The 20856-nt window shown below is 63.4% G+C and carries 17 protein-coding genes; 7 read left to right on the forward strand and 10 right to left on the reverse strand.

Translation table 11 applies throughout. The annotated features are described in order from the left end of the window. Positions 1-16 precede the first annotated feature (16 nt). From EN818_RS25590 to zwf, 4 genes are all read right to left on the reverse strand, one after another. Positions 17-1386, reverse strand: a protein-coding gene (locus EN818_RS25590) for an IS1182 family transposase (RefSeq protein WP_135905693.1) whose coding sequence is annotated in 2 segments (ribosomal slippage) — positions 17-846 and positions 846-1386 — 1371 coding nt in all. Because the reading frame shifts where the segments join, the coding sequence is not laid out codon by codon here. A 94-nt stretch (positions 1387-1480) separates the two neighbouring features. After that, positions 1481-3304, reverse strand: a complete 1824-nt coding sequence (gene edd, locus EN818_RS25595) for a phosphogluconate dehydratase (protein ID WP_135905695.1) — start codon at positions 3302-3304, stop codon at positions 1481-1483. Between the two features lie 63 nt (positions 3305-3367). Then, a complete protein-coding gene (pgl, locus tag EN818_RS25600; RefSeq protein ID WP_135905697.1) occupies positions 3368-4084 on the reverse strand; it encodes a 6-phosphogluconolactonase in 717 nt (238 codons plus the stop codon). Then, entirely contained in the window at positions 4066-5535 is a 1470-nt protein-coding gene (zwf, locus tag EN818_RS25605) for a glucose-6-phosphate dehydrogenase (RefSeq protein ID WP_135905699.1), read from the reverse strand. Before zwf ends, pgl begins: the two co-directional genes overlap by 19 nt. Positions 5536-5945: 410 nt before the next feature. On the opposite strand from zwf, the gene EN818_RS25610 reads away from it, so the two are divergent. Both EN818_RS25610 and EN818_RS25615 read left to right on the forward strand, forming a co-directional pair. Beyond that, positions 5946-6707 carry an SDR family oxidoreductase gene (locus EN818_RS25610; RefSeq protein WP_135905701.1) on the forward strand — a complete coding sequence of 254 codons (762 nt, stop codon included), beginning with the start codon at positions 5946-5948 and terminating at the stop codon, positions 6705-6707. Positions 6708-6831: 124 nt separating this feature from the next. Beyond that, entirely contained in the window at positions 6832-8127 is a 1296-nt protein-coding gene (locus tag EN818_RS25615) for a Mur ligase family protein (protein WP_135905703.1), read from the forward strand. Positions 8128-8154: 27 nt separating this feature from the next. On the opposite strand, the gene EN818_RS25620 is transcribed toward EN818_RS25615, so the two are convergent. From EN818_RS25620 to EN818_RS25630, 3 genes are all read right to left on the reverse strand, one after another. Continuing rightward, complete coding sequence (locus EN818_RS25620) at positions 8155-9063, reverse strand: SH3 domain-containing protein (RefSeq protein WP_135905704.1); 909 nt, start codon at positions 9061-9063, stop codon at positions 8155-8157. A gap of 258 nt (positions 9064-9321) precedes the next feature. Continuing rightward, positions 9322-10608 (reverse strand): FAD-binding oxidoreductase, encoded by a 1287-nt coding sequence (locus EN818_RS25625; RefSeq protein WP_135905706.1) that lies wholly within the window; start codon positions 10606-10608, stop codon positions 9322-9324. 142 nt (positions 10609-10750) lie between these two features. Further along, entirely contained in the window at positions 10751-12187 is a 1437-nt protein-coding gene (locus EN818_RS25630; protein WP_165349912.1) for a glutamine synthetase family protein, read from the reverse strand. 183 nt (positions 12188-12370) lie between these two features. On the opposite strand from EN818_RS25630, the gene EN818_RS25635 reads away from it, so the two are divergent. Continuing rightward, complete coding sequence (locus EN818_RS25635) at positions 12371-13084, forward strand: HAD family hydrolase (protein WP_135905708.1); 714 nt, start codon at positions 12371-12373, stop codon at positions 13082-13084. A gap of 55 nt (positions 13085-13139) precedes the next feature. On the opposite strand, the gene EN818_RS25640 is transcribed toward EN818_RS25635, so the two are convergent. The 3 genes from EN818_RS25640 to aceA all read right to left on the reverse strand — a co-directional run bounded on the left by EN818_RS25640 (position 13140) and on the right by aceA (position 15411). Further along, a complete protein-coding gene (locus EN818_RS25640; protein ID WP_245518874.1) occupies positions 13140-13517 on the reverse strand; it encodes a response regulator in 378 nt (125 codons plus the stop codon). Between the two features lie 307 nt (positions 13518-13824). Next, a complete protein-coding gene (locus EN818_RS25645; RefSeq protein WP_095809259.1) occupies positions 13825-14067 on the reverse strand; it encodes a hypothetical protein in 243 nt (80 codons plus the stop codon). A gap of 54 nt (positions 14068-14121) precedes the next feature. Continuing rightward, positions 14122-15411 (reverse strand): isocitrate lyase, encoded by a 1290-nt coding sequence (gene aceA, locus EN818_RS25650; RefSeq protein WP_135905710.1) that lies wholly within the window; start codon positions 15409-15411, stop codon positions 14122-14124. A gap of 248 nt (positions 15412-15659) precedes the next feature. Here aceA and EN818_RS25655 point away from each other — a divergent pair, with 248 nt between their 5' ends. The 4 genes from EN818_RS25655 (at position 15660) to EN818_RS25670 (ending at position 20848) form a co-directional block, all read left to right on the forward strand. After that, positions 15660-17108 (forward strand): helix-turn-helix domain-containing protein, encoded by a 1449-nt coding sequence (locus EN818_RS25655; protein WP_135905712.1) that lies wholly within the window; start codon positions 15660-15662, stop codon positions 17106-17108. Between the two features lie 135 nt (positions 17109-17243). Beyond that, positions 17244-18194 carry a DMT family transporter gene (locus EN818_RS25660; protein ID WP_135905714.1) on the forward strand — a complete coding sequence of 317 codons (951 nt, stop codon included), beginning with the start codon at positions 17244-17246 and terminating at the stop codon, positions 18192-18194. A 305-nt stretch (positions 18195-18499) separates the two neighbouring features. Beyond that, the gene (locus EN818_RS25665; RefSeq protein ID WP_135905716.1) at positions 18500-19597 is read left to right on the forward strand and encodes a polyamine ABC transporter substrate-binding protein; all 1098 of its coding nucleotides are present in this window, start codon (positions 18500-18502) and stop codon (positions 19595-19597) included. Positions 19598-19708: 111 nt separating this feature from the next. Next, positions 19709-20848, forward strand: a complete 1140-nt coding sequence (locus EN818_RS25670; RefSeq protein ID WP_135905718.1) for an ABC transporter ATP-binding protein — start codon at positions 19709-19711, stop codon at positions 20846-20848. Positions 20849-20856 lie beyond the last annotated feature (8 nt).

The raw sequence follows: 20856 nt of genomic DNA on the forward strand, positions 1-20856 counted from the left end.
CGAGGCAGATTTGGCCTCATGCGAGGCTTGGTTTTGGCTTTGGCCAGAGGCTGATTGCGATCTTTTTCATGTTCTGGGCGGCGGCTGCGATCAGGCACTGGCAGGCGACGCGGGTTCGCCCTCGGAAGTGGGCATAGCGATGTCCGAAGAGCTGCTTGGCATCGGCGAAGGATCGCTCGACCGTCTCTTTTCGGCGCCGGTAGATGGCCTTGCCCCACGCCGTGAGCCGGTTGGCGTCGACCCGCTCGCGGGCATCCTGCCAGACGTGGCGCGTGATGGTGCGCTCGGCCTTGGCGTTCGAGGTGCAGGAGGCCAGCAGCACACAGTCGCGGCAGATCGTCGGGTCGCTCCTGTATTGGCGGTAACCGGAGCGGTCGGTGGTGGCGTAGGTGAGCAACTGGCCCTGCGGGCAACGATAGCCGTCCAGATCCGGTTCATGGACGAAGTCGCTCTTCCTCATCTTGCCGGGCTTTGGCGGGGCCGGATTGCGATAACCGATGACGCCCCGGATGTTCCTGTCCTCCAGGCCCTTGGCGATGGCCGGCGTGGCATAGCCGGCATCCAGTCCCGCCGCCGCCACATTGAAGCCGAAGCGCTTCACCTGGCGATCGAGCCGGCCAAGATAGACGATCGAGTCATGCACGTTGGCCGGCGTGGCGAAGGTGTCGGTGATGATGCCGTTGCGGCTATCCACCGTGCGATGGTCGAGGTAGAAGAAGCCCTTCGGCTTACCTTCGCGCACCATGTAGCCGGCTTCCGGATCGACGCGCGAGACCTTGGTCTGCTTCTCCGGCGGCTTGCGCTCCTTGTCCTTCAGCGGCTTCTGGCCATGCAGTGCCCGTTCGCCTCGATGGCGTGGTCGAGCTCACCCCAGTAGTCGGCACGCGACTTGGCGACCATGGCCAGGTCGTATTTGCCCTTGTTGGCATTGGCCTTCAGGTGCGTGCTGTCGGTGTAAAGCACCGTCCCGTCCACCAGCCCCGCAAGGATCGCCTGCTCGACGATGCGATCGAAGATCGCTTGCGCGATCGTCTCGTCCTGGTAGCGCCGCCGACGGTTCTGCGACAGCGTCGAGGCGTCGAACACCTTGTCGGTCAGCTTCAACCGCAGGAACCAGCGGTAGGCGACATTGACCTCGATCTCGCGCACCAGCTGCCGTTCCGAGCGCACCCCGAACAGGTAGCCGATGAACAGCGCCTTGAACATCAAGGTCGGGTCCAGCGGCGGACGGCCATTGTCGGCGCAGTAGAGCGGCGCCGTCAGATCGTGGATGAAGGAAAAGTCGATCGTTCGATCGATCTTGCGAAGCAGATGATCAGCCGGAACCAGCTGATCCAGCGTCACCATCTCAAGAGCGGTCTGTTCGGGGGCGGGTCGCTTCAACATGACCCAGTGAATCAAAAACCCCCGGCAAACGCCAGGGGTTTGTCAGCAATCTGAGGGCGGCCGCAAGCCGCCCTTTTTTGTAACAAGACGTCCTTCAGCCGTTTGCGAAGGCGGCGGCGCCGTGGTCGGCGCGGCCGACCAGTTGCCGGAACCCGGCGAACAATTCGCGGCCGAAGCCGAACTCATTGCCGATGAGATCGGCGTCCGCCGTGCGGCGCAGCGCGAATTCCGTGCCCGGCACCAGCACTTCGAGCGTGCCGGCATCGGCGTCGAGGCGGATGATATCGTCGTCGTGAATGCGAGCGATCGGCCCGTCCTCGACCGCTTCCGGCGTCACATGGATCGCCGCCGGCACCTTGCCTGAGGCGCCCGACATGCGCCCGTCGGTCACCAGCGCGACGCGCTGGCCGCGATCCTGCAGGACGCCGAGCACGGTGGTCAGCTTGTGCAGCTCCGGCATGCCGTTGGCCTTCGGACCCTGGAAGCGGATGACGGCGATGAAGTCGCCGGTGAGCGTGCCGGCCTTGAAGGCATCATTCAGCGCCTGCTGACTGTGGAAGACCTTTGCCGGCGCCTCGATGACCCGCCGCTCGGGCTTCACGGCCGAGGTCTTGATCACCGCGTGGCCGAGATTGCCCGACAGCACTTTTAGACCGCCGGTCGGCTGGAACGCCTTCTTGAACGGCGCCAGCACCTTCTCGTCGCCGCTTTTCGGCGGCGCCGCCTCGCGCACCACGCTGCCATCGGAGCCGAGCTTGGCCTCGACTGCGTAGGGCCGCAGGCCTTCGCCCCAGACCGTCTGCACGTCCTCATGCAGGATGCCTTCGTCGAGCAGCTCGCGGATCAGGAAGCCGAGCCCGCCAGCGGCATGGAAGTGGTTCACATCCGCAAGCCCATTGGGGTAGACGCGCGCCAGCAGAGGCACGGCTTCCGACAGATCGGAAATGTCCTGCCAGGTCAGCGCGATACCGGCTGCGGCGGCCATGGCGATCAGATGGATGGTGTGGTTGGTCGAGCCGCCCGTGGCATGCAGGCCGACCACCCCGTTGACGATCGAGCGCTCGTCGATCATGCGCCCGACCGGCGTGTAGGCATTGCCGAGCGCGGTGATGGCGAGAGCCCGCCTGGCTGCTTCCTTCGTCAGCGCGTCGCGCAGCGGTGTGCCCGGATTGACGAAGGAGGCGCCGGGCGTATGCAAGCCCATGATCTCCATCAGCATCTGGTTGGAGTTGGCGGTGCCGTAGAAGGTGCAGGTGCCCGGCCCGTGATAGGATTTCGATTCGGCCTCAAGCAGTTCGGCGCGGCCTGCCTTGCCTTCGGCATAGAGCTGGCGGACCTTGGCCTTCTCGTCGTTCGGCAGGCCCGACGTCATCGGCCCGGCCGGGATGAATACCGCTGGCAGATGGCCGAAGGTCAGCGCCGCGATCACCAGGCCCGGCACGATCTTGTCGCAGACGCCGAGGAACACCGCGGCGTCGAACATGTTGTGCGACAGGCCGATCGCCGCCGCCATGGCAATGACGTCGCGCGAGAACAGCGACAGCTCCATCCCCGGCTGCCCCTGGGTGACGCCGTCGCACATCGCCGGCACGCCGCCGGCCACCTGGGCGATGCCGCCGGCCTCGCGCGCCGCTTCCTTGATCAGCGCCGGGAATGTCTCGAACGGCTGATGCGCCGACAGCATATCGTTGTAGGAGGTGATGATGCCGAGGTTCGGCACGCGGTCGCCGCCGAGCGCGATCTTCTCCGAGGGGCTGCAGACGGCAAAGCCGTGAGCGAGATTGCCGCAGGACAGCACCGCGCGGTTGGCGGCGCGGCCGGATGCCTCCGCGATGCGGCCAAGATAAGCCTCGCGCCCGGCTTTCGAGCGTTGGCGGATACGGTCCGTGATGGCTTCGATGTCGCGTCTGGCTGTCATGGTCTGTCCTTTCGAGCCCCGGAGAACGTCCTCCCCTGTTCGCCAGGGCCTTTTTCAGTGAAATCAGGGTGCCCAGAACACCTCAACCGGTATCGGCGCGGCTTCGAGCACCTTGCGAATGGGCTTCGCCGCGCCCGGTCCCATTGCACCCTCGAAGGCAGTCCGCTTGTCCTCGCCTTCGATGTGGAGCGCGAGGAAGTCGGCGGCGATGATCCTGGCCATCGTCAGTGTCAGCCGTGGCTCGCCGGCGCTTTGCGCATGCACCGGCAGCACGATGCGCTCTGCGGAGGGGTCGAGCAATGCTGACAGATTGTCGGCGTCGGGAAAGAACGATGCCGTGTGACCGTCGGCGCCCATGCCGAGAATGGCGACGTCGAGCGGCCAGGGCAGCGAATTCAGCGCCTCGCTGTCCGATGCCGCCGCCTCCTCGATGCTTGCCGCCTCATGGTAGAGCGGTACGAAACGCGCTGCCGCAGCCTTGTTCTGCAGCAGGTTGGCCGCAACCAGTCCGGCATTCGAGCGCGGCGAGGACGGAGGAACGAAACGCTCGTCGATCAGCGTCACCGTGACCTTGTTCCAGTCGATCGGCATTAGGGAGAGCGCGGCGAAGAACTTTGCCGGCGTGGTGCCGCCGGAAACGGCGAGCAGCGCCCTGCCGCGCTCGGTGATGGCGCTGGTCAGCCGGGCAGCGACTTGGCCGGCAAGGGCCGCCGCCAATTGCTGGCGATCGGCAAAGCCGTTCCAGCTGTAGGCGGGCTGGTTCAATTGCTCTCGTGCCATGTCCGTCCGTCACGCTCGATGAGCGCGATGGAGGCCGATGGCCCCCACGTGCCGGCCGTGTAGCCCTGCGCTTCCTGCCTGGCGCTTTCCCAGGCGTTCTGGATCGGATCGATCCACTTCCAGGCCGCCTCGACCTCGTCGCGGCGCATGAACAGCGTCTGGTTGCCGCGCACCACATCCATGATCAGACGCTCATAGGCGTCAGGCGCGCGGCCGTCGAAGGATTGCGCGAAGCTCATGTCGAGCGAGATCTGGCGCAGCCGCATGCCGCCCGGCCCGGGATCCTTGATCATGATGTATTGCTTGACGCCCTCGTCCGGCTGCAGACGGATCACCAACTGGTTGGCAAAGATCGGCCCAGCGCTGTCGCCGAAGATCGAATAGGGGATCGGCTTGAACTCGATGACGATCTCGGAAACGCGCGTCCCCAGCCGTTTGCCGGTCCGCAGATAGAAGGGAACGCCGGCCCAGCGCCAGTTGCCGATCTCGGCCTTGATGGCGACGAAGGTCTCGGTGTTGCTGTCCTTGCCGAGCTCCTCGACATAGCCCTTGACCGGACCGCCGGCCGAGGCGCCGGCGCGATACTGCCCGCGCACCGTCTGTTTCGGCGCCTCGTTGCCGTTGATGCGCTTGAGCGCCCTCAGCACTTTCAGCTTCTCGTCGCGCACCGCATCGGCGTCCATCGACGACGGCGCCTCCATGGCCACGAGGCACAGAAGCTGCAGCATGTGGTTCTGCACCATGTCGCGCAGCGCGCCCGCCTTGTCGTAATAAGTGACGCGGTCCTCCAGGCCGACGGTCTCGGCGACGGTGATCTGCACATGGTCGATATTGGCCGAATTCCAGAGCGGCTCGTAAAGCGCATTGGCAAAGCGCAGCGCCATGAGGTTCTGCACCGTTTCCTTGCCGAGATAGTGATCGATGCGGAAGATCTGGCTTTCGTGGAAGTCGTCGCCCACCGCATCGTTAAGCGCGCGCGCCGAGGCGAGATCGCGGCCGATCGGCTTTTCCAGCACGATGCGCGAGTTCGGCGTGATCAGCTGGTTTTTCTTGAGCTGATGCGAGATGTCCCCGAACAGCGCCGGCGCCACGGCGAGGTAGAACGCGCGGATGCACTGGCTGTCGCCGATCGCCCTCTTGAGCTCCTCGAAGCCGGCCCCCGTCGTCGCCTCCGCCGGGACGTAGGACAGCCGCGCAAGGAAGGTTTCAAGCTCTTTCGCATCGATATCCGCCGGCTTGACATGGTCGGAGATCGCCTGCTTGGCGAAGGCCTGGAACTCGGCGTCGGTCATCTTTGCGCGCGACGTGCCGATGATGCGGGTTGGCTCGGAGAACTGATGGCCGCGCTGGCGGTGGTAGAGCGAGGGCAAAAGCTTGCGTTCCGACAGGTCGCCGGTGCCGCCGAAGATGATGAAGTCGAAAGGCTCGACGGGAATGATCTGGCTGGTCATGGTCAGTCCGATTTGATGCCGCTCGCCGTTTGGTGAGGCCGGATATAATCTAATCGATTTAAATCGTCCAGTGTCATGGTGTCACATCCAGGGGCCGATCGCATCGAGACCGGTTCGATCACATGTCCCCTCGATACTGGCGCTTGACACTGGCGCAACCGGAAGGCTTGTCGGCAAGCGATTGCTTCCGGCAGCATTCGCGGCTGCAACCTAAAGCGTGAATGTGACGAAAGCTAAGGCATGCCGTCCAAAATGCGCAGCGGTTTTGGGGAACGGCATGTATCGAAACAGAGACTTGGAGCGCGTCGCCTGAAATCCGTTCCGCGCGACGCGCCTTTGAGGCAGAAGTGGCAGGCGCACGACGCCCGACGCCGGGCATGCTTGCGATGCAACTTGCGAGGTGATCTTCAATGACCGGGACAACCAAGCGTCTGGAAGACAAGGTCGCCATCGTCACCGGCGCGGCGTCGGGATTCGGCGCAGGCATGGCGAAACGTTTCGCTGAAGAGGGGGCGCGGGTCGTCGTCGCCGATCTCAATGCCAAGGGGGCCGAGCATGTGGCAAAGCAAATCGGCGACAGTGCGATCTGGACCCAGACGGATGTTTCGCTTCGCTCGGAATTCGACGAGATGGTTTATGCAGCCACGAGCGCCTTCGGCCGCATCGACATCATGGTCAACAATGCCGGCTATACGCATCGCAACGGCGACATGCTGAGCGTCGACGAAGAAACCTTCGACCTGATCACGACCGTCAATATGAAGGCGATCTACCATTCGGCGCGCGCCGTCGTGCCGATCATGGAACGCCAGGGCGGTGGCGTGATCCTGACCACGGCCTCGACGGCAGGCATCCGCCCGAGGCCGGGCCTCACCTGGTACAACGCCTCCAAGGGATGGGCGATCACCGCGACCAAGTCGATGGCGGTCGAACTCGCGCCGAAGAACATCCGCGTCAACTGCTTGTGCCCGGTGGCTGGCGAAACCGGCATGCTGGAGAAATTCATGGGCGCGGACACGCCCGAGATCCGCGAGAAGTTCCGCGCCTCGATCCCGCTCGGCCGGCTCTCGACGCCGCTCGACATTGCCAACGCAGCCCTTTGGCTGGCCTCAGACGAAGCCGCCTTCATCACCGGCGTGGCGCTGGAGGTCGACGGCGGGCGCTGTATCTAAGCAATTCCTGGTGCGCGTCATCCGGATTTGCGCCGAGACCCGGGTGGCTGGGCTGTAGCGCTCCCGTTTGACTTCACGAACCCGCGAGAGGCATAACGGCGAAGGCTCTTGGATTGGCGGGGCGATGAACACCGGATTGCGGAGGATTCGCGAAGCGCTGACGCGACGCTTCAGGGTCTATCGAGCTAACCGCGCGCGTGCGCGAAGCAGCGCGATCTTCATCGGTATCACCGGCAGTTCCGGCAAATCGACATCGGCAAGCCTGCTTGGCCGGATTTTGGCCAGCCACGGCACGGTCCACACCCAGGTTCTGGCCAACACGATGAAGTCGCTGGTCGCCACGCTGTACAAGCGCATGGGGCGAGCTGGCAAAGTCGATTACGTCGTCTTCGAAGCCGGAGCCTATGGCGTCGACACGATCAGGCCGATGGCGGAAATGCTGAAGCCGCATGTGGCCGTGGTGACCATGGTGCGGCTCGAACATTTCGCAAGCTTCAGGACTTTGGAAAATGTGGCGCGGGAAAAACGCGCGTTGATCGACGCACTGGAGCCTGGCGGGCTCGCCGTCCTAAATGCCGACGATCCGCACGTCATGGGCATGGCCTCGGGGCTTCGACACCGCTTCATCACTTTCGGTGTTTCCGAAATTGCGGATTATCGCGTGAGCGATGTCGGTGCAGCCTACCCGGACGGGCTGGCGCTTTCGATCCATTGGCGGAGCGGCAAGCTCGAGCTGAAGACACAGCTTCCGGCGGAACATTTCTGGCTGCCGGTTGCTGCGGCGGTGGCCACCGCGCTTGAGCTTGGCGTGCCGAAGGAAAATGTGCAGGCCGCGGTGGCGACGTTTCAGCCGCTGTTGAACCGCTGCGAGGTCGTGTCGGTCGAAGGTGGGCCGAGATTCATCGTCGACTCCGCCAAGGCGCCCTGGCATTCGATCAATCTTGCCCTCGAGATGATTGCCAAGGCGACGGTCCAACGAAAGCGCATCGTCCTTGGCCAGATCTCGGATTATGGGGGTTCCACCCGAAAATATGCGCAAGCCTACACGGCCGCGCGCGAGATCGCCGATGAGATCATCTACACCGGCGACAACGCGCATCGCTCGCGGGCGCCGCAGGCTGACCGGGAATGCGGCCGGTTCGTTGAGCTCCGCACGCCGAAGGACGTCTCGGATCACATCAAGAAAACTGCCGTGCCTGGCGAACTCATACTCCTCAAGAGCGCACCGAACCTTCATCTGGAAAGAGTGGCGCTGGCCTGCAAGCACGACGTCAAATGCTGGATCCCGGCCTGCGGCAAGAAGGAAGGCTGCCAGGACTGCGGTTTATTCGAAGTGCCGTTCGAAGAGCATCGCGAGTTTACCAGGAACCGCAGGCTCGAACGTCGCCGCCAACGGTTCCGCAGGCTCTTTGGCGGCTGACGGCTGAGCCCGTTGGTGCGGGCGAGATCAGGCGCCGGTCTTGACGTAGGTCTTGTAGACCCAGCCGCGCTTGCCGTTGTAGACGATCTCGCACCACTTCTTGCAGTTCACCACCTGCACCGAGGTCTTGGCGGGTATCGTGACGATTGCGGCAGCGCCTTTTTTCGGACCGGTGCGCATGGTGACTGCCTTGACGATGCGACCACTTTCGGCAGCGCTCGCATCAGGCGTGGCCGGGTCTTCGCTTTCGCTCGCTGCCGCTTCGGCTGCCGCGACTTGCGGCTTTGATTGAGGGATGGCTGCGGTGCGGGCGCTATCCGTGTCGTCTGCCGCCGGCTGGTCGTCGGCCGCTTGATCGTCCGCCGGTTTGTTGTCCGCTGGCTCAGGCGCCGCCACTTGTGACAGGGCCTTCGAAGCATCGCTTTTTGCATCGGTTTCGGCAAAGGCGGCTGCGGCTTCTTTCGGTTCGGGCGGCTGCTTGGCGGCCTGATCGGATGAGGCCGGCGCAGTCTCGGCCGGGACAGAGGCGGTTTCGGTGCTCGGGCCCGTCCAGCGGGGACTGTTGGATGCCAGCGCCGGTATGTCGGCGTCGCGGGAGACGGTGGCTGGCGAAACGGCGTCGGCCTTGCGCGCGGCCTGCGGCGCGGCCGCTACGGTCACTGCCACATTCGCTGCCGCCGGAGCGACCTTGGTCGTCTTGACCGGAACTGCCGGGACAGCCTGTGCAGCGCTCGCCAAGGCTTGCCTGTCGCTGCCCGGCAAGGCCAGCCACAGCGCCACGCCGGCTACGCCAAGCAGCGCTACGGTTCCGACGGCCGCAATGACCAGATGCGCGTTCGATTGGACATTCTGCCAGAACGATGGCCGTACATCATAGCCGAACTGCACGGCAAAGAGACGCCGTTCCGGCGCACCGAAACTGAAGGGCTCGTTCACTTAGACCACCTCCAACAACGGGCCGACGTTCTTCTCGATCAGCGCCTGAAACTACGGCGTTCGACCGGCGTCGGTCCCAAAAACATACGCGGTATGCCCGCAAATCCCCGTTTATATCGCCCTGAACCGACATCCTTTGCCGGCGATTATGGCATCAGTGCGCCTTTTTTTGAAATTCTGCGCCTTTGTTAAGGATTCGACAACATGCCGCAGGGGAAGGAAGGTCGGGGTTTACACAGCTTCCGCCGCGCACCCGCCTCAAATCCTGTCGCGCAATGCAAACCAGTTGAGCGCCAGGAACAGCAGGGGCGCGCGCAAGCGACGGCCGCCCAGGAAGGCGGGGATCTTCAGATCTTCGATCAGCTTGAGCCGGTCGCGGTTGCCGCCTACCGTCTCGGCATAGAGCTTGCCGAAGAAGTTCGACAGCATGACTCCATGGCCGGAATAGCCGCCGATCGAGATCACGTTCGGCATCACTTGGCGCACGAAGGGTTTTCTGGGCACGGTGATGCCGACATAGCCGCCCCAGCCATGGGTGATCTCGACATCCTTCAGAGCCGGATAGAGCTCTGCGATCTGCCGGCGGATGTGGATGTGGATGTCCTTCGGGTCGTTGACGGCGTAAATCTCGCGGCCGCCGAACAAAAGCCGGCCGTCCTTCGATTTGCGGAAGTAGCGCACGACGAAGCGGGAATCGTCGACCGACTCGCCGCCCGGCAGCACCTTGGAGTCGGCGCCGAGCGGAACGGTCGCGCCGATGAAGGAGCCGATCGGCATGATGTGCGATGCGCTCACCGGTTCCAGGGTGCCGCCATAGGCATTGACGGCGACAAGACATTTCTCGGCCGTTATCGTGCCGCGTGGCGTCGTCACCCTCACCTTGCCGCCGCTGGAGGTGATGCCGGTCGACGGCGTCCGCTCGAACAGGCCGGCGCCGGCGGCAGCCGCCGCCTTGGCCGTGCCGGTCACCAGCTTCATCGGGTGGATATGTCCGGTTCCCGTATCGCGTGTGCCGCCGAAGTAACGCCTCGAACCCAGCCGCTCGGCAGTCTCGCTGGCATCCATGAAGGAGATGTGCGGATAGCCGAAACGGCGCGCCATGATCTCGGCATGCGCCTTGTAGTGATCGACGTAGCGCCTTTTATGCGCCACCGAGAGCTGGCCAGGCATGTAGTCGATTTCGATCCGGTTGGCGGCCGCGAAATCGAAAAGATGCGTCTTGGCCTCTTCGGCCAGGTCGAACAACGCTTTGGCGCGCGAGAAGCCGTATTCGGCCTCGAGCTCCTCGGCCCAGGCCCGCTGGCCCGTCCCGAGTTGACCGCCATTGCGTCCCGATGCGCCGTCACCGAAGCGATGCGCGTCGATCAGCACGACATTGGTGCCGGCCTTGGCCAGATGCGCCGCCGCCGACAGTCCGGTGAAGCCGCCGCCGACAATGACGACGTCGCATTGGCGGTTCCCGTCGAGAGCCGGATACTCGGGACGAGGACCGGCCGTGTCCTCATACCAGGACCGGCCGGGGGAGATGGGGGATTGGTAGGGCATGGGAACGTCGGTGAATGGTGAATGGTGAATGAAAGGGGTTGCGAAAGCCACGACGCGTCCTTCACCCGTCCAAGATGAAACCATTCACCATTCACTATTCACCATTCACTATTCACCATTCACCACGCCACGAAGTCGCCACTCACACGTTCAGCAACAAATACTCCCGCTCCCACGGGCTGATCACTTCCATGAAGGTCTCGAACTCGGCCCGCTTGATCGCCGCATAGGTGGCGGCGAACGATTTGCCGAGGATGGCGCCGAGCTCCCTGTCGCCTTCGAACAGGTCGACCGCTTCGAGCAGGTTGCGCGGCAGGTCGATCTCGTCCTCGTTGGCGGTGGTCAGCACCGGGGCCGAAGCCTTGACCTTGTTGGTGATGCCGATCAGCCCGCAGGCTAGCGAAGCGGCAAGCGCCAGATAGGGGTTGGCGTCGGAGGACGGGATGCGGTTCTCGACGCGCCGCGCCGCGGGGTCCGATCGCGGCACGCGGAACGCCGTCGTGCGGTTGTCGTAGCCCCATTGGGTGTTGACCGGCGCCGACGCGGCCTGCGTCAGCCGGCGATAGGAATTGACGTAGGGCGCGAACATCACCAGCGCATTCGGCACATGTTTTTGCATGCCACCGATGAAATGGAAGAAGTGCTCGGTCTCCGAGCCGTCCTCGGCCGAGAAGATATTCCTGCCGGTCTTCCGGTCGAGGACCGACTGATGGATGTGCATGGCCGATCCGGGCTGTCCCTGGATCGGCTTGGCCATGAAGGTGGCATAAATCTCGTGCTTCAGCGCCGCCTCGCGGATGGTGCGCTTGAACATGAACACCTGGTCGGCGAGTTCGATCGGATCGCCATGGCGCAGGTTGATCTCGAGCTGGCCGGCACCCTCCTCGTGGATCAGCGTGTCGATCTCCAGCCCCTGCCGCTCCGAGAAATGGTAGATGTCGTCGATCAGTTCGTCGAATTCGTTGACGCCGGCGATGGAATAGCCGGCGCCGCCGCCGATCGGCCGCCCCGAGCGCCCGACGGGCGGCGTCAACGGATAGTCCGGATCCGGGTTCTTGCGCACCAGATAGAACTCGATCTCTGGCGCCACCACCGGCCTCAGCCCGCGGTCGGCGTAGGCCGCAAGCACACGCTTCAACACATTGCGCGGCGTGAACTCGACCGAGCGGCCGTCCTGGTGGACGAGATCGCAGATCACCGCCGCAGTCGGGTCCTCCTCCCACGGCACGACGGTCAGGGTGGACAGATCGGGCAAGAGCTTCAGGTCGCCGTCGTCTTCCGGATAGCGGAAGCCGTTACCGTCCTCCGGATAGCCGCCGGAGATCGTCGTCATGAACACGGCCGAGGGCAGCGCCAGCGAGGTGTTGGAGGTGAATTTCTTCGACGGCATCATCTTGCCGCGCGCGACGCCGGCCTGGTCCGGCGTGATGCATTCGATGTCCTCGATGCCGCGCCATTCAAGCCAGGCGCTGGCTTCCTTCCAGTTCTTCACACCGCGCTGGTTTTTCAAGAAGGCAGGCGTGCGGACGCGTCCCCCCCGGTTCGACGGACGGACTTCCTTTTTTTCAGGCGGCATCATTCACCAGATTGTGTTGCGGATTTCGAAGTATAGCCGGGGCGCGCGGGGGAAGGGAAGGGGAGGCGCCTGGCGCGGGCAAGCGCCCGCTGGGCAGTCCGCCTGGTACACTGCGCTCCGTCTTCTTGCTGGCGGCGCGGCTTCGCAAGGTCTAGATGAAGCCTATCCGCAAGGCGAGTTCTGCAAATGTCCGCTTCCCATCTGACCACCATCGGCTTTGATGCCGACGATACGCTGTGGCAGAACGAACAGTTCTTCCGCATGACCGAGAGACGGTTTGCCGGGCTGCTCGCCGAGCACGGCGATCATCAGCATATTTCCGCCAGGCTGCTCGAAGCGGAAAGGCGAAACCTTGCCGTCTACGGCTTCGGCATCAAAGGCTTCACCCTGTCGATGATCGAGACAGCCATCGAAGTCACCGCAGGCCGGGTGCCGGCCTCCGTCATCGCCGAGATTCTTGCTGCCGGCCGCGACATGCTCAGTCATCCGATCGAGCCGCTTCCGCATGCGCGCGAGACGGTCGAAAGGCTCGCCGGCTCCTATCGGCTGGTGCTGATCACCAAGGGCGACCTCTTCGATCAGGAACGCAAGCTGGCGCAATCGGGTCTCGGCGATCTTTTCGATGCCGTCGAAATCGTCAGCGACAAGAGCGCGGCCACCTATGCCCGTATCTTCAGCCGCCATGGCGACGGGCCGAAGAAAAGCATGATGGTCGGCAATTCGCTGAAATCCGACGTGGTTCCGGTCATCGAAGCGGGCGGCTGGGGCATCCATGTGCCGCATGAGCTGACATGGGCCATCGAGCATGCCGAGCCGCCCGTCGCGGCGCCGCGCTTTCGCCAGATCACCGACCTCGGCGAGTTGCCTGCGTTGATTGAAAGCATCGCTAAGACCGGCTGAGCCGGCAAATTTATAGCATGTCGTGAAAAGCGTGCACCCGTCGGCGCGATGGGCCTTAGCGGCGGCCGACGATTCGGTCGATTACCGGCTGCAGCCTTTCGGGCGTGATCGGCTTGGCTACTACGGCATCGACCACGTTCGGCAGGCCGACGCTTTCCGGTGTGCCGGCGGCGGTCGAAAGCAGGATCACCGACGGCAACGTTTTGCCCGATGAGCGCCGCAGCGACTCTATCGCGGCCAGAAGCTTGTCGCAGTCCTTGTTGTCTGCGCCACCATCGAGGACGATGGCGGCGGGAGCGAAAGCGCTGAGCGCCTTTGCCGCGGTTTCCGGCGACTCCGAGATCGGCTTCAGTCCCGATTTCTCCACGATCTTCGAGATAACCACCCGATTGATTGACGATTTTCCGACGACAAGCACCTTGGAAAAATCCATCGGCAGCTCGGCCCCCGCCCTGCCGTGCGCCGGCGTTGGTTGCTTTTCGGGCTTGGTGTCGCGATGCATCGGAGACATTGGCAGGCGGGCGCTCCTCTCAGTTTCAATGCAGGGTTGAAACTCGAGGCGCAATTGGCGTGAGGTCGCTCGCGCTGTCAAGCTGAAAAGGTTGGAATCGACAATATTGGAAGAAATTCGAAAATTTAGGAAAAGTCCAATCCAGCGCTGCGCAGCGTTTCGGAAAAAGGTGACAGTCTCCCGCAGGTATTGTGTGCGGGAGACTCTGGCGGAGATCGTTGACGTTACGTCAGCTATGGTTTTGATGAGTGACGATGACTGGGATCAGAAGGTCACCCCAGTTGCCGTCGCCGCCATGATGCCTGGCCGAGCGCACCAGTTCCACCGAAACGCCGGCCTCGACTGCCTTCATCACCGATTGATTGAGCCGATGAAGGTCATTGGCGAGCATGCGGATCGTTGCCTGCTGATCGACGCTCATCGCGCTCGATTGTTCCTCGGCCCTTTCCTTGACGCGGCTGATCGATGCCATTGCTGTTCTCCTCGATGTGAATGCCCGTAGGCGTTTCCTCTGAAGTTTCTTCTGTTACTCGGCCGCCGGCCTGAACTGGTCGTGCTCGGTCGATTCGTGCATGGCGGTGGTCGAAGACTGGCCGCCGGTGATTGCCATCGACACGGCATCGAAATAGCCGGTGCCGACCTCGCGCTGGTGCTTGGTAGCGGTGTAGCCGTGGATCTCCGCCGCAAATTCGGCCTCCTGCAGTTCCGAATAGGCCGCCATCTGCCGGTCCTTGTAGCCGCGGGCCAGTTCGAACATGCCGAAATTCAGCTGGTGGAAGCCGGCCAGCGTGATGAACTGGAACTTGTAGCCCATGGCGCCGAGCTCCTTCTGGAACTTTGCGATCGTCGCATCGTCCAGGTTCTTCTTCCAATTGAACGATGGCGAGCAATTGTAGGCGAGCAGCTTGCCGGGGTGGTGCTTGCGCACGCCCTCGGCGAACTTCTTCGCCTGCGCGAGATCCGGCTTCGAGGTCTCGCACCAGATGAGGTCGGCATGCGGCGCATAGGCGACGGCGCGGGCGATGCAGGGCTCGATGCCGTTCTTGACATGGTAGAAACCCTCCACCGTGCGTCCGGCGTCGTAGTCGACGAATGGCCGGTCGCGCTCGTCGATATCGGAGGTGAGCAGCTTTGCCGCCTCGGCATCGGTTCGCGCCACGACCAGCGTCGGCGTGCCCATCACGTCGGCCGCCAGGCGCGCCGCGTTGAGGTTGCGGATATGCGCCGCGGTCGGGATCAGCACCTTGCCGCCGAGATGGCCACACTTCTTTTCCGATGCAAGCTGGTCCTCGTAATGGACACCCGCCGCGCCGGCCTCGATGAAGGCCTTCATGATCTCGAAGGCGTTGAGAGGCCCGCCGAAGCCGGCTTCGGCATCGGCGACGATCGGCGCGAACCAGGTCTCGACCGAAAGGCCGTTGCCCTCGGAGGTTTCGATCTGGTCGGCGCGTTGCAGCGTGCGGTTGATACGCTTGACCAGTTCAGGCGCAGCATTGGCCGGATAGAGAGACTGGTCGGGATACATGGCGGATGCGGTGTTGGCGTCGGCCGCGACCTGCCAGCCCGACAGGTAGATCGACTTCAGCCCGGCCCGCACCTGCTGCATCGCCTGATTGCCGGACATGGCGCCGAGCGCGTTGACGAAGTCTTCCTCATGGATGAGCTTCCACAACCGGTTCGCGCCCATTTCGGCAAGCGTCTGGCGGATCTGAACCGAGCCGCGCAGCCGCTTGACGTCCTCTGGAGAGTACGGACGCTCGATACCGTCGAAACGGCCTTCCGGCGCGGACGGGACGAGGTTGTAAAAGTCAGTCATTTCTTACTCCAGATCGTTTGATGGCTGCCTTGGACGGCGCGTCGGCGAGTTGGCTTCTGCATCCGTTCTATATGACATCATTTACATTGCGCTGCGAAATAGGCGAGAAAAACCGCGCGACAGGCGCTGAAATAAGGGAAAAACTGTGTTGCGTTTGACAAAAGGGCGCTGTAAATTGTCATACTTGTAAAAGACCTCGGTCACGCGATTGCGCGCAGCCGCGTGTAAATTCTTGTCAAGGAGATGCGTTGGCCGACCAGAAGATCTTTGCCGGGCCGCGCATCCGCCGCCTTCGCAACGCTAAGGGTCTTACCCAGACGGCGATGGCCGAAGGACTTGGCATTTCGCCGTCCTACCTCAACCTCATCGAGCGCAATCAGCGGCCGCTGACGGTACAGCTCATCCTCAAGCTGGCGTCGGTCTACAAGGTCGATCCGCACGAATTGCAGGGCGAGACGAAAGGATCGATAGCGGCGCTGAGAGAGGTGTTCGGCGATCCGTTGCTGGTCGGCGAGCTCCCCGGCGACCAGGAGTTGGTCGACCTCGTGGAGGCCGCGCCCAATGCCTCGGCGGCGATGATAAAGCTGTTTCGCGCCTATCGCGAGCAGGCCGAGCGGCTGTCCGACCTCAACGAGCTTCTGGCGCGAGAAGGACGCGCCACCGCGCTATCCGGGACGCGCCTGCCCATCGACGAAGTGCACGAGGTGCTCGAGAGGCGGCCGAACCACTTCGCCGCCCTTGAGGAAGAGGCGGAGGCCTTTACGTCCGTGCTCGACCCCGGCGACGACCTCTTCGCCGCGCTGAAGAGCTGGCTGAAGCGCGAGCACGGCATCGTGGTCAAGGTGCTGCCGGTAGCAACCATGCCGAACTGGCGCCGACGCTACGACCGCCACTCGCAGCGCCTGTTCCTGTCCGAGCGGCTCTCACCCTTCGACCAGTTGCGCGAAGTCGCGATGGAAGCCTGCCTCATACGCATGACAGTCGCCGTGGCGAGCGAGATCAAGGCGCTGAAGCTCGGCACCGACGAGGCCCGGCGGCTGGCGCGGTTTGAGCTTGGCCGCTATGCCGCGCACGCCCTGATGATGCCTTACCAGGCCTTCCACGCCGCCGCGGTGCGTGCGCGCTACGACATCGACGTCCTGCGCTCGCGCTTCGGCGTCTCCTTCGAGCAGGCCGCAAACCGCCTGACCATGCTGCAGCGGCCAGCCCTGTCGGGCGTTCCGTTCTTCATGCTGGAAGTCGACAATGCCGGCAACCGCTTCCGCAAGGCGGGCAGCCAGGGCTATCCGCAAAGCCGCTTCGGCGGCGGCTGTCCGAAACTCCCCATCCATGCAGCCTTCTCGCAGCCGGGCAGGATTCTGGTCGAGGCGGTGGAGATGCCGGATGGTGCCGAGTTCCTCTGCATCGCCCGCACGCTGGAAGGGCCGCAAGGCGCCTTTTCCGAACGGCCGCGGCGCACGGCACTTCTGCTTGGCTGCGACATCGCCTTTCGCGACGAGATTGTCTATGGCGGCGCGCTGCCCGCAACCGTCGCCGGCAAGACCGCTCACGGTCAGTCATCGGCCACGCCGGTCGGCCCGGCCTGCAGGCTCTGCGAGCGCGTCGGCTGCCTGGCGCGCGCCGAGCCGCCGGTTACGCGTCCCCTCGGTCTCGATGAAATGGTGACAGGCTTGAGCGCTTTCGATTTCCAGGGGTAGCGCCTGCCGGGCTTGGTCCCAAATCTCGCCGGATGCTGGATCACGCCTGCGTCCCGCCTTTGCGCTACGCGAATGGACATAGTCCTGTCGTCGTCGACTTATCGAACGGCGCGCAACTCGCCGACAGTCGTGTCCATGTCCGAAACCGCCTTGCCACGCGTCGCCTTGCCTGCCGTCTCCCCGCGCGAGGAGCGCATCGGCATGCTGCTGGTCTTCCTGTCGGCGCTGATGTGGAGTTTCGGCGGCGCGATCGCTCGCTTCATCCATGTCGACGACAACTGGACCATCGTGTTCTGGCGCTCGCTCTGGGCAGTGGCCTTCCTCGTCGCCTTCATGGCTTGGCGCGACGGCTGGCGGGGAATCGGGAAAGCTTTCCGGGACATGGGCCTCCCCGGGCTTGGGGTCGCACTCTGCTTTGCCACGGCCTCGACGAGCTTCGTCGTGGCGCTTTCCTATACCACGGTCGCAAACATCCTCTTGATGCAGGCCGGTGTGCCGCTTCTGGCGGCCTTGCTTTCCTGGGTTTTGTTTCGTGAACGCGTGAGCCTGGCAACCTGGATCGCCATTGCCGCCGTCATTACCGGCGTCGCCATCATGGTCTCGGAATCGCTCGGCGGCACCGTCTCCCCAACCGGTGATGGGCTGGCCTTGCTGATCGCCGTCGTGTTTTCGGTCGCGACAGTCGTTACGCGGCGCTTTGCCCATGTGCGCATGGTGCCGGCGAACTGCCTCGCCGCCTTGCTTGCAGGTGCGTTCGCCGCCACGCAGGCTTCGGAATTCGCCGTTTCCGCGCGCGACATGGGTTTCCTATTCGCCTTCGGCGTCCTCAACCTCGGCGTCGGTCTCGCCTTTTTCGCAATGGGTGCGCGGCTCGTGCCGGCGGCGGTTGCTGCGCTGCTGGGCACGTTCGAGCCAATCCTCGGTCCGATCTGGGTCTGGCTCGTTCATTCCGAGGTGCCGTCACTGCGCACCATCATCGGCGGAACGGTCGTTGTCGTCGCGCTGCTGGTGCATATCGGCCTGGAGTTCAAGCGGCAGGCGCGCCCCCAGCGGCCCGGCGTCACGGGCCTGCCTGCCCCCAATTGATGCTGCGCGAGCCTTTGTCATTGACAACCGCGATGCTGGGCGGGCAGGCTGCGATTACGGCAACAACAAGACAGGCGTATCTTGCCAAGTCGCTCTGCCGGCCTGACCGAGGCCGGACCACATCGCCATAGCTACACCCACGCCACGGCAAAAGCCGTTGACGACGCCGGGACGCCACCCACGGGGCAGCTTGCCTCATGGGGCTGGTGCCGATCGCCTGCAGGAACGCTCAAGAATCTGAAACAGCCGCCTCGCTCCAACGTCGCGAGACACGGTACGGGGAACACTCACCAAAGGAGAAAAGCATGATCCGCAAAGCGCTCTGGCTTTCGGCGACCTCGGTACTTCTGACGCTCTTGACTGCAGGAGCCCACGCCGAGGACCGTGTCGTCAACGTCTACAACTGGTCGGACTACATCGACAGCTCGATCATCGATGACTTCACCAAGAAGACCGGCATCAAGGTCGTTTACGACACATTCGATTCCAACGAGATACTGGAGACGAAACTGCTGGCCGGCGGCAGCGGCTACGACGTTGTCGTGCCCACCGCCAATTTCCTCTCGCGCCAGATCCAGGCCGGCGTGTTCCAGAAGCTCGACAAGTCCAAGCTGCCGAACATCTCCAATATGTGGGACGTCATCTCCGAGCGTACCGCCAAGTACGATCCCGGCAATGAATACTCGGTCAACTACATGTGGGGCACGGTCGGTCTCGGCTACAATGTCAAGAAGGTGCAGGCAGCACTTGGCACCGACAAGATTGACAGCTGGGACGTGTTCTTCAATCCGGACAAGCTGTCCAAGCTGAAGGATTGCGGCGTCTATGTGCTGGATTCGCCCGCCGACCTCATTCCGGCGGCGCTGAAATATCTCGGTCTTGACCCCAACAGCACCTCGCCTGACGACATCGCCAAGGCCGAGGAAGCGCTGCTGAAGGTCCGGCCCTACATTCGCAAGTTCCATTCGTCCGAATACATCAATGCTCTAGCCAACGGCGACATCTGCCTGGCCGTCGGCTGGTCGGGTGACGTGTTCCAGGCCCGAAGCCGCGCTGAGGAAGCCAAGCAGGGCGTCGAGATCGGCTATTCCGTGCCAAAGGAAGGCGCCCAGATGTGGTTCGATCAGATGGCGATCCCGGCCGATGCGCCGCATGTCGCCGAGGCGCATGAGTTCATCAACTACATGATGACGCCGGAAGTCATCGCCAAGTCGTCGAACTATGTGCTTTACGCCAACGGCAACAAGGCCTCGCAGCGGTTCGTCGACAAGGCGCTGCTGGAAGACATTTCGGTCTATCCGGACGAGGAGACGACGAAAAAGCTCTACACCGTTCAGCCATACGATCCCAAGACCCAGCGCATCATCACGCGCACCTGGACCAAGATCGTCACCGGCCAATAAGCATTGAGAGCGGCCCCCGGCAGCCAACTGCCGGGGTCGCTTTTTGGAGCAATTCCGGGAGAAGCGGGCACGGTTTTTCGCCAGGAATAGCGAAGATAACGGAGTGGGGACATGAAATCGCTTGGCAGCATCCGCAGGGATTTCGCGCCATGGAATAATCCGGACGCCAAGCCATATATCCAGTTCGACAAGGTGACCAAGAAGTTCGGCGACTTCATCGCCGTCAACAATCTGTCGCTGACCATCTTCGAGCGCGAGTTCTTCGCCCTGCTCGGGGCGTCCGGTTGCGGCAAGTCGACCTTGCTCAGGATGCTGGCGGGCTTCGAAGAACCGACGGCGGGCCGCATCCTGCTCGACGGCCAGGACCTGCGCGGCATTCCGCCCTACCGGCGGCCGGTCAACATGATGTTCCAGTCCTACGCGCTGTTTCCGCATATGACGGTGGAGAAGAACATCGCCTTCGGCCTCAAGCAGGAAGGCATGCCGGCGCCCGACATCGAAAAGCGTGTCGCGGAGATGCTCAGGCTGGTCAAGCTCGAGCAGTTCGCCAAGCGCAAGCCGCACCAGCTTTCCGGCGGCCAGCGCCAGCGCGTCGCGCTTGCCCGCTCGGTGGCCAAGCGCCCAAAGGTCCTTCTGCTCGACGAGCCGCTCGGCGCGCTCGACAAGAAGCTGCGCGAGGAAACGCAGTTCGAGCTCATGGACCTGCAGCAGGAGCTCGGCCTCACCTTCGTCGTCGTCACTCACGACCAGGAAGAGGCCATGACCATGGCCGACCGCATCGCGATCATGGACAAGGGCGAGGTGATGCAGGTTGCGACGCCGGCCGAAATCTACGAGGCGCCGACCTCGCGCTTCGTCGCGCATTTCGTCGGCAACGTGAACATGTTCGAGGGCAAGGTCGCCGAGCGGGCGGCCCACACCACGCGCATCACCGGGGCGACAGGGGCGCAGATCGTGGTGGAGAACGCTGCCGAGACTGCCAAGGGCGCCGACATCGTCTTCGCGATCCGGCCGGAGAAGATCAGGGTCTCTTCGAAGAAGCCCGCCGATGCGGTCAATGCGCTCGAGGGCGAGGTCTACGACATTGCCTATCTCGGCGACATGACCGTCTATCATGTCAGGCTGGACGACGGGCAGATCGTGCGGGCAAGCGCCCTGAACGCGGCGCGCGTCAGCGATGACCCGCTGACCTGGAACGACCGCGCCTGGGTCTCTTTCCGTCCCGATGCCGGCGTCGTGCTGACGAGATAGGAGCCGGC

Origin of the sequence: Mesorhizobium sp. M3A.F.Ca.ET.175.01.1.1, assembly GCF_004791945.1 — a bacterium.
Classification (GTDB): Bacteria; Pseudomonadota; Alphaproteobacteria; order Rhizobiales; family Rhizobiaceae; genus Mesorhizobium.

Bases quoted from the DNA above. Each gene is read 5' to 3' on its own strand.
- EN818_RS25625 (WP_135905706.1), bottom strand. From the start codon at position 10,608: ATGCCCTACCAATCCCCCATCTCCCCCGGCCGGTCCTGGTATGAGGAC.
- aceA (WP_135905710.1), bottom strand. From the start codon at position 15,411: ATGACTGACTTTTACAACCTCGTCCCGTCCGCGCCGGAAGGCCGTTTC.
- EN818_RS25665 (WP_135905716.1), top strand. From the start codon at position 18,500: ATGATCCGCAAAGCGCTCTGGCTTTCGGCGACCTCGGTACTTCTGACG.
- EN818_RS25645 (WP_095809259.1), bottom strand. From the start codon at position 14,067: ATGGCATCGATCAGCCGCGTCAAGGAAAGGGCCGAGGAACAATCGAGC.
- EN818_RS25615 (WP_135905703.1), top strand. From the start codon at position 6,832: ATGAACACCGGATTGCGGAGGATTCGCGAAGCGCTGACGCGACGCTTC.
- EN818_RS25670 (WP_135905718.1), top strand. From the start codon at position 19,709: ATGAAATCGCTTGGCAGCATCCGCAGGGATTTCGCGCCATGGAATAAT.
- zwf (WP_135905699.1), bottom strand. From the start codon at position 5,535: ATGACCAGCCAGATCATTCCCGTCGAGCCTTTCGACTTCATCATCTTC.
- EN818_RS25635 (WP_135905708.1), top strand. From the start codon at position 12,371: ATGTCCGCTTCCCATCTGACCACCATCGGCTTTGATGCCGACGATACG.
- EN818_RS25660 (WP_135905714.1), top strand. From the start codon at position 17,244: ATGTCCGAAACCGCCTTGCCACGCGTCGCCTTGCCTGCCGTCTCCCCG.
- pgl (WP_135905697.1), bottom strand. From the start codon at position 4,084: ATGGCACGAGAGCAATTGAACCAGCCCGCCTACAGCTGGAACGGCTTT.
- EN818_RS25640 (WP_245518874.1), bottom strand. From the start codon at position 13,517: ATGGATTTTTCCAAGGTGCTTGTCGTCGGAAAATCGTCAATCAATCGG.
- EN818_RS25610 (WP_135905701.1), top strand. From the start codon at position 5,946: ATGACCGGGACAACCAAGCGTCTGGAAGACAAGGTCGCCATCGTCACC.
- EN818_RS25630 (WP_165349912.1), bottom strand. From the start codon at position 12,187: ATGATGCCGCCTGAAAAAAAGGAAGTCCGTCCGTCGAACCGGGGGGGA.
- edd (WP_135905695.1), bottom strand. From the start codon at position 3,304: ATGACAGCCAGACGCGACATCGAAGCCATCACGGACCGTATCCGCCAA.